Source organism: Streptomyces sp. SM1, from assembly GCF_002910825.1.
Lineage (GTDB): Bacteria > Actinomycetota > Actinomycetes > Streptomycetales > Streptomycetaceae > Streptomyces > Streptomyces okerensis.
On sequence record NZ_NEUB01000955.1, the window covers coordinates 1 to 10989 of the forward strand.

Annotated in this window: 9 protein-coding genes; 3 read left to right on the forward strand and 6 right to left on the reverse strand. The window is 71.6% G+C overall.

Features of this window, described 5'->3' with window-relative positions; all coding sequences use genetic code 11:
• Positions 1 to 5: 5 nt before the first annotated feature.
• Entirely contained in the window at positions 6 to 803 is a 798-nt protein-coding gene (locus B9S61_RS33360; protein ID WP_103545515.1) for an N-formylglutamate amidohydrolase, read from the reverse strand.
• 86 nt (positions 804 to 889) lie between these two features.
• On the opposite strand from B9S61_RS33360, the gene B9S61_RS33365 reads away from it, so the two are divergent.
• Positions 890 to 1306, forward strand: a complete 417-nt coding sequence (locus B9S61_RS33365) for a DUF5713 family protein (RefSeq protein ID WP_103545516.1) — start codon at positions 890 to 892, stop codon at positions 1304 to 1306.
• Here B9S61_RS33365 and B9S61_RS33370 read toward each other — a convergent pair.
• From B9S61_RS33370 to B9S61_RS33385, 4 genes are all read right to left on the reverse strand, one after another.
• Complete coding sequence (locus B9S61_RS33370; protein WP_103545517.1) at positions 1225 to 3444, reverse strand: NADP-dependent isocitrate dehydrogenase; 2220 nt, start codon at positions 3442 to 3444, stop codon at positions 1225 to 1227. The two genes, B9S61_RS33365 and B9S61_RS33370, sit on opposite strands and share 82 nt — an antisense overlap.
• 209 nt (positions 3445 to 3653) lie before the next feature.
• Positions 3654 to 4751, reverse strand: a complete 1098-nt coding sequence (locus B9S61_RS33375; RefSeq protein ID WP_103545518.1) for a mechanosensitive ion channel family protein — start codon at positions 4749 to 4751, stop codon at positions 3654 to 3656.
• A gap of 177 nt (positions 4752 to 4928) precedes the next feature.
• Entirely contained in the window at positions 4929 to 5693 is a 765-nt protein-coding gene (locus B9S61_RS33380) for a crotonase/enoyl-CoA hydratase family protein (RefSeq protein ID WP_103545519.1), read from the reverse strand.
• A 58-nt stretch (positions 5694 to 5751) separates the two neighbouring features.
• Complete coding sequence (locus B9S61_RS33385; protein ID WP_103545520.1) at positions 5752 to 6651, reverse strand: lysylphosphatidylglycerol synthase domain-containing protein; 900 nt, start codon at positions 6649 to 6651, stop codon at positions 5752 to 5754.
• Between the two features lie 180 nt (positions 6652 to 6831).
• Here B9S61_RS33385 and B9S61_RS33390 point away from each other — a divergent pair, with 180 nt between their 5' ends.
• Positions 6832 to 8736: an ABC transporter ATP-binding protein gene (locus B9S61_RS33390; protein WP_103545521.1), complete on the forward strand. Its 1905-nt coding sequence runs from the start codon at positions 6832 to 6834 to the stop codon at positions 8734 to 8736.
• A gap of 564 nt (positions 8737 to 9300) precedes the next feature.
• Here B9S61_RS33390 and tnpA read toward each other — a convergent pair.
• Positions 9301 to 9717 (reverse strand): IS200/IS605 family transposase, encoded by a 417-nt coding sequence (gene tnpA, locus B9S61_RS33395; RefSeq protein ID WP_103542771.1) that lies wholly within the window; start codon positions 9715 to 9717, stop codon positions 9301 to 9303.
• 25 nt (positions 9718 to 9742) lie between these two features.
• On the opposite strand from tnpA, the gene B9S61_RS33400 reads away from it, so the two are divergent.
• A partial coding sequence (locus tag B9S61_RS33400; protein ID WP_258039666.1) for a transposase occupies positions 9743 to 10989 on the forward strand: 1247 nt, incomplete at its 3' end.

Here is a 10989-nt window from a genome sequence, read left to right on the forward strand (position 1 = left end):
CGGGGTCAGCCGGAGACCGCGTCGACCAGGGTGGCGAGTGCCGAGGCGAGGCGGGGGAGGCCCGGGCCCGCGGGGCCGCCCGGCTCCGACATGTACGTGTCCCGGCGGATCTCCACCATCAGGGCGGACACCTCCGCCCGCCTGCCGTAGAACTCCAGCGGTACGTACGTCCCGGCGAACGGGCTGTCCAGCCCCGTCTCCCCGCACGGCGCGAACGCCTCGCGGGCTGCGGCGAGCAGCCCGGGCGGGGTGTGGAAGGAGTCGGTGCCCAGGCAGACCTCCGGCCGGGGCCCGTCGCCGTGCAGTTCGTAGGGCAGCGGCGCGCTCGGGTACGAGTGCACGTCGATGATCACGGCCCGCCCGGTCGCCGCGAGCCGGTCGGCGACGGCTTCCGTCATCGCCCGCGCGTACGGACGGAAGTACCGCTCGATCAGCGGCTCGGGGTGGAAGCCCTCGGGCCGCAGCGCCTCCCTGTGCGTGGTCCGCGTGTAGACCGCCCCCATGCCGACGGCCAGCATCTCCTCCCGCTCGTCCGGGAACCGCTCGGGGTCGACGACCAGCCGTGAGAGCCGGTTCACGAACCGCCACGGCGCGACCCCGGCCGCCCCGGCGGCCGCCCCGGCGATCGACGCGGTGTGCGAGTCGGTGATGTGGTCCAGCTCCCGTTCCAGCGCGGCATCCCCCAGCACGATTGCGCATCGCACCTCGGCCGGTATCTCCCGCGCGGAGTGCGGCACATGGAGGATCACGGGGGAGTCCGCATCGCCGGGAAGGAACTCGAAGGACGGCGGGACGTCGGTCATACGGCTGCTCCGGGAACGTTGTCGGTGCTCTGAGGAAGGATCAAGGTGTCACATCGCACTGACAACGCGGACCCCCGAGGGTCCTCGTGCCGGTCGGCGACGAGCGCGTCGCCGACCCTGGCCGGCGCATCGGGACCGACCGCCCCGCCGACCTCGCCGGGCGCCGCACCCCGACGCACGCGGCCACCGAGGAGTCCAACGGCCTCCAGGCCCGTGAGGCGGCCGGCAGCGAGATCGAGACGGTGGCCCGGGAGGAGACGGACGGGGGGTTCCGGTTCATCACCCGGTCCCACGGCGTCGTCGACGCCGGCGTCGAGGAACCGATCGCTCCCGCGACGGTGAGCCGCCCAGGCCCGGGCGGACACGGCTCCGCCCCGGCCGGGCGCATCGCCGGCCGGGGCGGAGTACGAGGAGGCTCGGGTCAGCTCAGCGACGCCAGCGTCTCGTTCCAGGTGGCGGACGGGCGCATGATCGCGGCGGCCAGGGCCGGGTCGGGCTGGTAGTAGCCGCCGATCTCGGCCGGCTTGCCCTGCACGGCGTTCAGCTCCCCGACGATCTTCGCCTCGTTGGCGGCGAGCGTCTCGGCGAGCGGCGCGAAGGCCTTCGCCAGGTCCGCGTCATCGGTCTGCGCGGCCAGCTCCTGCGCCCAGTACAGGGAGAGGTAGAAGTGGCTGCCGCGGTTGTCGATGCCGCCCACGCGACGGGTCGGGGACTTGTCCTCGTTGAGGAAGGTCGCCGTGGCGCGGTCCAGCGCGTCGGCGAGGACCTTGGCGCGGCTGTTGCCCGTGGTCGTCGCGAACTGCTCCAGCGACGGCACCAGCGCGAAGAACTCGCCGAGGGAGTCCCAGCGCAGGTAGTTCTCCTTGACGAGCTGCTGCACATGCTTCGGCGCCGAGCCGCCCGCACCCGTCTCGAACAGGCCGCCGCCCGCCATCAGTGGGACCACCGACAGCATCTTCGCGCTGGTGCCCAGCTCCAGGATCGGGAACAGGTCGGTGAGGTAGTCACGGAGCACGTTGCCGGTGACCGAGATGGTGTCCTCGCCGCGGCGGATGCGCTCCACCGACAGCCTCGTCGCCTCGACCGGGTTGAGGACGCGGATGTCCAGGCCCTCGGTGTCGTGCTCCGGCAGGTACTGCTTCACCTTGGCGATCAGGTTGGCGTCGTGCGCGCGGGTCTCGTCCAGCCAGAAGACCGCGGGGTTGCCGGTGGCGCGGGCGCGGGTGACGGCCAGCTTCACCCAGTCGCGGATCGGGGCGTCCTTGGTCTGGCAGGCGCGGAAGATGTCACCGGCGGAGACGGCCTGCTCGAGGACGGCGTCGCCGTTGCCGTCGACCACCCGGACGGTGCCCGTGGTGGGGATCTCGAAGGTCTTGTCGTGGCTGCCGTACTCCTCGGCCTTCTGCGCCATCAGACCGACGTTCGGCACCGAGCCCATGGTGGACGGGTCGTAGGCGCCGTTGGCGCGGCAGTCCTCGATCACGGCCTGGTAGACACCGGCGTAGCTGGAGTCCGGCAGGACCGCGAGGGTGTCGGCCTCCTGGCCGTCCGGGCCCCACATGTGACCCGAGGTGCGGATCATGGCCGGCATGGAGGCGTCGACGATGACGTCCGAGGGGACGTGCAGGTTGGTGATGCCCTTGTCGGAGTCGACCATCGCCAGCTCCGGGCCCTCGGCGAGCTCGGCGTCGAAGGACGCCTTGATCTCGGCGCCCTCGGGCAGGGCCTCCAGGCCCTTGTGGATGCCGCCCAGACCGTCGTTCGGGGTGAGGCCGGCCGCGGCGAGCTTGTCACCGTACTGAGCGAAGGTCTTCGGGAAGAAGGCGCGCACCACGTGGCCGAAGACGATCGGGTCGGAGACCTTCATCATCGTGGCCTTGAGGTGCACCGAGAAGAGCACGCCCTCCTGCTTGGCACGGGCGACCTGCGCGGTCAGGAACTCGCGCAGTGCGCCGACGCGCATCACGGAGGCGTCGACGACCTCGCCCGCGAGGACCGGTACGGACTCGCGGAGCACGGTGGTGGTGCCGTCGTCGCCCTTGAGCTCGATGCGCAGCGCGCCGTCCTCGGCGATGACGACCGACTTCTCGGTGGAGCGGAAGTCGTCCGCGTCCATGGTGGCGACGTTGGTCCTGGACTCGGCGGACCAGGCGCCCATGCGGTGCGGGTGGTTCTTGGCGTAGTTCTTCACCGACGCGGGGGCGCGGCGGTCGGAGTTGCCCTCACGCAGGACCGGGTTCACGGCCGAACCCTTGATCTTGTCGTAGCGGGCGCGGATCTCGCGCTCCTCGTCGGTCTTCGGGTCGTCCGGGTAGTCCGGCAGCGCGTAGCCCTGGCCCTTGAGCTCGGCGACCGCGGCCTTGAGCTGCGGGATCGACGCCGAGACGTTCGGCAGCTTGATGATGTTGGCCGCGGGCGTCTTCGCCAGCTCACCGAGCTCGGCGAGGGCGTCCGGGATGCGCTGGTCCTCGGTCAGGTACTCCGGGAACACGGCGATGATGCGCCCGGCCAGCGAGATGTCACGCGTCTCCACGGTGACACCCGCCTGCGAGGCGTACGCCTGGACCACCGGCAGGAAGGAATACGTCGCCAGGGCCGGGGCCTCGTCAGTGTGCGTATAGATGATGGTCGAGTCAGTCACCGGGTGCTCCGCTCCACGTCTGCAACATTGCTCGACATCAAGATATCTTGTGACGGCCCGCGGCTCGACAGGGGTCCACGCAGAGTTCCGGGCAATCTCCCGCCACACCATCGTCTCGCGGTGGCGGGAGATCGGCCGCCCGGGCCTTGGGGCCTGTCCGACGATTCCCGTCGTCGCCCGGCGGGGCAGACGGGAATCGTCAGACAGGCCTAGACCGGCCGGGTGGTGGTCATGTCGTCGGGCGCGGCCCCCGCGTCCCGCTGCTGGGGGAACATCACCGCACCCTGCTGGAGCGCCACCGTACGCGCGGGGGAGGGGATGCGGATGCCCTCCTCCCGGTAGCGGCGGTGCAGACGCTTGATGAACTCGTGCTTGATCCGGTACTGGTCACTGAACTCGCCGACGCCGAGGATCACGGTGAAGCCGATACGGGAGTCACCGAAGGTGTGGAACCGCACCGCCGGGTCGTGCTCCGGCACGGCACCGGTGATCCCGGTCATCACCTCGGCGACGACCTCCTTCGTCACCCGCTCCACCTGCTCCAGATCGCTGTCGTACGACACCCCGGCCTGCACCAGGATCGTCAGCTGCTGCTCGGGCCGCATGAAGTTGGTCATGTTCGACTTGGCGAGCTGGCCGTTCGGGATGACCACGAGGTTGTTGGACAGCTCGCGGACGGTCGTCTGGCGCCAGTTGATGTCCTCGACATAGCCCTCCTCCCCGCTGCTCAGCCGGATGTAGTCACCCCGCTGCACGGTCTTGGAGGCCAGGATGTGGATGCCCGCGAACAGGTTGGCGAGCGTGTCCTGGAGCGCCAGCGCCACCGCCAGACCGCCGACGCCGAGGGCGGTGAGCAGCGGGGCGATGGAGATGCCCAGCGTCTGCAGGCCCACCAGGAAGCCGATCGCCAGGACCAGGATCCTGGTGATGTTCATGAAGATGGTCGCCGACCCGGCGACACCGGAACGGGCCTGGGTGACCGACGCCACCAGCCCCGCCACCACCCGGGCGGCCGACACCGTGGCGGCGAAGATCACCAGCAGGGTCAGCGTCTGGTTGACGTTGTGCTGGACCGTACGGGTCAGCGGCAGCGCCGCCGCCGCGGAGGCCGCACCGCCCGCGACCGCCGCCCACGGCGCGATCATGCGCAGCGCGTCCACGAGGACGTCGTCCCCGCGCCAGCCGGTGCGTTCCGCGTGCCGGCCCAGCCAGCGCAGCAGCATCCTGAGCAGAAACGCCGCCAGCAGACCGGCGGCGAGGGCGATACCGGCGAACACCAGATCGTCCACGGTGAGCGAGCGGGTCACCGCTCACCTCCGGCGCGTGTCCGGTCCGACGGCCGCGGCGGGGGTATGTGAGGTCGTGTCACGTGGTCACCTGCTCGAAATCAACGGAAGGTACGGCGGGCCGGCCGCTCTGACCCGCGGTCGGCACGATCGCTCATCCTGCCGTATCCCGAGGGGGAGTTCGTACCACGGCGGGTCTCACAGGTCCGTGAACGAGCCATGCCGTCCCGCCCCGGAGACGAACCGGGCGGCGCCCTCCGCGCTCTCCGCCGGCACCCCTGCCCCGTAACGGAGTTCGCCGCGCAGTGCGGCCGACTCGTCCTGCCCCTCCTGTTCGCGTACGGAGGCGCGGTCGGCACGCAGGCACGCCTGCGGGAACCGCGCGAGCACCGCGGCCAGTTCCTCGGCCTCCGCACGGGCCCGCCCCACGGGCACCACCCGGTTGGCCGGCCCCATCCCGTACGCCTCCCCGGCGGGCACCGCACGCCCGGTGAGGATCATGTCGAGCGCCCGGCTCGTGCCGATCAGACGGGGCACCCGCACCGTACCGCCGTCGATCAGCGGCACGCCCCAGCGGCGGCAGTACACCCCGAACACCGCGTCCTCCTCCGCCACCCGCAGATCGCACCAGAGCGCCGGCTCGAGCCCGCCCGCCACGGCGTGACCCGCCACCGCGGCGATCACCGGCTTCGACAGCCGCATCCGGGTCGGCCCCACCGGCCCGCCCCCGTCCTCGGCGACCCGGTTGCCGCGCCCGGTGCCCAGCGCCTTGAGATCGGCGCCCGCGCAGAACGTGCCGCCCTCCCCCCACCGCACCGCCACCCGGGCCTCGTCGTCCGCCTCGAACGCGCGGAAGGCGTCCGCCAGCGCGGCGGCCGTCGGCCGGTCCACCGCGTTGCGCACCTCGGGGCGGGACAGGACGACCGTGGTGACCGCTCCCCGGTGCTCGGTCCGGACCGGCATGACAGTCCCCCTCTCGGCGGGTCGGGCCATGGACCCGGGACCCTACCCGCCCCGCGGGTCAGATCACCTTCAGCCGCACCAGCACGCCCAGCGTCACCGCCCCCGGCAACAGCGGCAGCCACACCGTGACGACCCGGAAGACCAGCACCACCGCCGTCGCCGGCGCGACCGCCCCGCCCGCCGCCACCAGCGCCACGACCAGCGCCGCCTCCACCGAGCCCAGCCCGCCCGGAGTGGGCACCAGCGCCACCGCGACCGTCGCCGCCAGATACGCCACCGCCATATGGGCGGGCGGCACCGACAGCCCGAACGCCTTCCCCACCAGGACCAGCGCGGTCGCCTGCAACGCGGGGAAGGCCAGCGCGCCGCCCCAGAGCGCCAGCGCCCGCGAGGGCAGGGCGTGCACCGACCGCGCCTCACCCAGCGCCGTCCGCAGGAACGAACGCAGCACCGCCCGCACCCGCCGAACGGCCGCGAGCACAGCCGCCGCGGCGAGCAGCGCCGCGCCCACCACGAGCACCAGCGGGCCGGACACCCCGTCGGGCAGCAGCGGACCCAACCGCAGCGCGCCGGGGAACGCCACGAGAAGGACGGCCAGCAGCCCCACCCGCCCGACGGACTCCGCCAGCAGATACAGCGCCAGAGCCGCCGAGGAGCGGGCCGGTGTCAGCCCGCACACCGCCATGAACCGCAGATTCACCGCGCTCGCGCCCAGGCCCGTCGGCAGCAGGTGGTTCGCCGCGCCGGCCGCGAACTGCGTGGCCAGCAAACGCCGTCCGGGCAGCCGTTCGACGACCGCGCCCTGCCGGGTGAAGGAGGCCGCCACCCAGGTCAGACACGTCACCCCCGCCGCGGCCAGCAGCCAGGACGGACGGGCGGTGGCCAGCAGGGCGAACCCCTCGGCCAGCACCGACCGGTGCCGCACCGCGACCACCGTCACGAGCAGCAGCGGCAGCACACACAGGATCCGGCGGACCGTCCGCGTCACGCCGGCCGAGCCCGTCCCCCGCGCGCCCACGGCGGGTTGCGGCGGCACGGACGGCCGCCGACGGCCCGGGAACGGCCGGAGAGGACGGGCAGCGACCGCGGCGTCCTTGACCTCAATCATGGTCGAGGTTCTATCTTCGGGCCCATGAGCATGGAGACCACGGCGTGGACGCAGCTGCGCAGCGTCATGTCCGCCGACGACGAACACCGCCCCGTGACCCGGGAGACACTGCGCCGCATCGCCGCCTTCGCCCGTCCGCACCGCCGCCGGATCGCCCTGTTCGTCCTGCTCGGCACGGCGACCGCGGCGCTCGCCGTAGCCACCCCCGTACTCGCCGGACGGGTCGTGAACGCGATCGTGGCCGGCGGCGACGAGGCCACGGTCGTCCGCCTCGCCCTGCTCATCGCGCTGATCGCGATCGTGGAGGCCGCCCTCGGCGTGATCGGCCGGAGACTGTCGGCGGCGCTCGGCGAGGAACTCATCCTCGATCTGCGGACAGCGGTGTTCGACCATGTCCAAGGTATGCCCGTCGCGTTCTTCACACGCACCCGTACGGGAGCGCTGGTCTCCCGTCTCAACAACGACGTCATCGGCGCCCAACGGGCTTTCAGCAACACCCTGTCGACCGTGGTCGGCAACGTGGTCACCCTGGTGCTCGCGCTCGCCGTGATGCTCACCCTGTCGTGGCAGATCACCCTGCTGGCGCTGGTGCTGCTGCCGGTGTTCGTGATCCCGGCCCGGCGCATGGGCCGCCGCATGGCGGGAATGCAGCGCGAGGCCGCCGCCCTGAACGCCGCCATGGGCACCCGTATGACCGAGCGGTTCTCCGCGCCCGGCGCCACGCTGGTGAAACTGTTCGGCCGACCCGGGGAGGAGTCGGAGGAGTTCGCGGTCCGAGCCCGCCGGGTCCGTGACATCGGCGTCCGTACGGCCACGGCGCAGACGGTGTTCATCACCGCGCTGACCCTCGTCTCGGCCCTCGCCCTGGCCCTGGTCTACGGCCTCGGCGGCCGCCTCGCCCTCAGCGGTGTGCTGGAGCCGGGCGCGGTGGTCGCGCTGGCGCTGCTGCTGACCCGGCTGTACGCGCCCCTCACCTCATTGGCCGGGGCACGGGTGGAGGTGATGAGCGCGCTGGTCAGCTTCGAGCGGGTCTTCGAGATCCTGGACCTCGAACCGCTCATCCGCGAGAGGCCCGACGCCCGCGAGGTGCCCGAGGGGCCCGTCGCCGTGGAGTTCGACGACGTCCGCTTCGGCTACCCGTCCGCCGACAAGGTCTCCCTCGCCTCCCTGGAGGAGGTCGCCGTCCTCGACCCGCGCGGCGGCGAGGAGGTCCTGCACGGCATCTCCTTCCGCGCCGAACCCGGGCAGACCGTCGCCCTCGTCGGCTCCTCGGGTGCGGGCAAGTCGACCGTCGCCGGGCTGCTGCCGCGGCTGTACGACGTCGACTCGGGCGCCGTACGGGTGGGCGGCGTCGATGTCCGCGACCTGACCGCGGCCTCGCTGCGCGCCACCCTCGGCATGGTCACCCAGGACGGTCACCTCTTCCACGACACGGTCCGCGCCAACCTGCTGCTGGCCCGCCCGGAGGCGAGCGAGCCCGAACTGTGGGACGCCCTGCGCCGGTCCCGCCTGGACACCCTCGTACGGACCCTGCCCGACGGTCTCGACACGGTGGTCGGCGAACGCGGCTACCGGCTCTCCGGCGGGGAACGCCAGCGCATGACCATCGCCCGGCTGCTGCTGGCCCGCCAGCGCGTCGTCATCCTCGACGAGGCCACCGCCCACCTGGACAACACCTCCGAGGCCGCCGTCCAGGAAGCGCTGACCGAGGCGCTGGAGGGCAGGACGGCGGTGGTGATCGCCCACCGGCTGTCCACCGTCCGGGCGGCCGACCTGATCCTGGTGGTCGAGGCCGGCCGGATCGTGGAACGCGGCACGCACGAGGCGCTGCTGGCGGCCGGGGGCCGCTACGCGGAGCTGTACCGCACCCAGTTCGCCTCCCGCCGACCGGAACACACCCCCAGGAACGGCACCGGTGTGCCCTCGCCGGCGTAGGCCGGGCCCTACTGACGGGTGCCGCCGCACGCCGGCGGTCGGAGCAGGACGGGGCCGGGAGTGCGGGGGCCGCGTGCCCGTGGTGGCGTGGCGTTTCGGTGCCGACCGGCGTCGCTCCGGGGGTGCAGCCGCGCTTCGGGAGCGGTGATCACAAGAGAGAGCACTGCTCGCTTGCCGGAGCGCTGATCGCCGGCGGAGCACTGGCCGACCGGCGGAGCACTGCTCGCCTACGAGAGCACTGCTCACCCTCGGTGAGCGTTACCGATTCAGAGCACCGCTCACACAAGAGAACGCCGACCGATTTCCAGAGCACCGCTCACAGAAGAGAACGCCGACCGATGTCGAGAGCACTGCTCACATCAGGGAGCACTGGCCGCGCCGGACGTGTGCCGTCACCGCACGACGTACCGCCGCCGGCCCGGGAACGGGGGCCGGCGGCGGTGTCGGCGCGGCTACTGGGACTATTCGCAGTGCACCGGGCTTCAGCCCGGTGGTGAAGCGAATCTGAGAACTGCTCTGACCTCAGCCGTGTGCATGGATTGGCACTGTTCACCTCAACCCGGGTCAGAGCGGCCGGTTCTGCTGCTCGGTGTACTGCTTCACGATGCTGAGCGGTGCACCGCCGGCCGACCCGGCGAAGTACGAGCCGGACCACAGACGTTGTGCCCGCCAGTAATGGCGGACGAGGTCGGGGAACTCCTGACGGAGGCGTCGGGAGGACACGCCCTTGAGGGAGTTCACCAGCCTGGACACGGCGACCTTCGGCGGGAAGTTCACGAGGAGGTGGACGTGGTTGTTCTCGCCGTTGAACTCGACCAGCTCGGCCTCGAAGTCCTCGCACACGGCCCGCATGATTTCCTCGCACCGCGTCAGGTGCCGGTCGCCGAAGACGGAGTGCCGGTACTTCGTCACGAAAACCAAGTGGACGTGCATGCGGAAGATGCAGTGGCGACCTGTACGAACGTTCTCATCGATACCCATAAACCAACTGTGTAGCATGATCGGCGTGCAGCTTCGGTACAGCTTCCGCCTGTACCCGAGCGCCGGTCAGTGCAGCGCGTTGTCACGGGCGTTCGGGTGTGCGCGGGTGGTCTACAACGACGCGCTCCGCGCCCGGGAGACCGCCCGCAGCCAGGGGCTGCCGTTCCCCAAGACCGGGGACCTGTCGAAGGCGCTCATCACCGAGGCGAAGAACGCCCCGGAGCGGGCCTGGCTCGGCGAGGTCTCGGCGGTCGTCCTCCAGCAGTCGCTGCGCGACCTGGACACCGCGTACCGGAACTTCTTCGACGGGCTGAAGGGCAAGCGCCCGCGTATGGGTGCGCCCCGGTACAAGTCCCGCAAGGACACCCGGCAGTCCGTGCGGTTCACGGCGAACGCCCGCTGGTCGATCACACCTGGGCGGAAGCTGCGTCTGCCGAAGATCGGCGACCTGAAGGTCAAGTGGTCCCGATCCCTGCCCTCCACCCCGTCCACGGTGACCGTGGTCAAGGACAGTGCGGGCCGGTACTTCGCGAGCTTCGTCGTCGAGACCGGCCCCGGGGAACTGCTGCCGCAGTCGATGCCCGAGGTGGGCATCGACCTCGGGCTGGGGCACTTTGCGGTCCTCTCGGATGGGACGAAGGCCGACAGCCCGCGGTTCCTGCGCCGGGCCGCCAAGCGCCTCAAGAAGGCCCAGCGGGACCTGTCCCGCAAGGAGAAGGGCAGCAAGAACAGGGACAAGGCCAGGGTCCGCGTCGCACGGGCACACGCACGTGTCGCGGACGCGCGCCGCGAGTTCCACCACCAGCTCTCCACGAAGCTGATCCGCGAGAACCAAGCGGTCGCCGTGGAGGACCTGGCGGTGAAGGGGCTCGCCCGCACGCGCCTGGCCAAGTCCGTGCACGACGCCGGATGGTCGGCGTTCGTGAGCATGCTGGAGTACAAGGCCGCACGGTACGGGCGCACCTTCGTCCGCATCGGCCGCTTCGAGCCCACGTCTCAGGTGTGCTCGCAGTGCGGCGTGAAGGACGGCCCCAAGCCCTTGCACGTCCGTGTGTGGACCTGCGGGGCCTGCGGGGCCGTCCTGGACCGGGACATCAACGCGGCGGTCAACATCGCCAGGGCGGCCGGACTGGCCGTGTCAGCCTGTGGAGCGCAGGTAAGACCGGGACTCGTCCCGGCACCGCGCGGCGAAGCAGGAACCCACTCGACACCGCAGCCTGCAACGGCGCGGCAGGCGGGAATCGCCGTCCTTCAGGGCGGCGAGGATGTCAA

Coding starts and splice junctions, on each gene's coding strand:
- B9S61_RS33390 (WP_103545521.1), top strand. CDS start 6,832: ATGGAGACCACGGCGTGGACGCAGCTGCGCAGCGTCATGTCCGCCGAC.
- B9S61_RS33360 (WP_103545515.1), bottom strand. CDS start 803: ATGACCGACGTCCCGCCGTCCTTCGAGTTCCTTCCCGGCGATGCGGAC.
- B9S61_RS33380 (WP_103545519.1), bottom strand. CDS start 5,693: ATGCCGGTCCGGACCGAGCACCGGGGAGCGGTCACCACGGTCGTCCTG.
- tnpA (WP_103542771.1), bottom strand. CDS start 9,717: ATGGGTATCGATGAGAACGTTCGTACAGGTCGCCACTGCATCTTCCGC.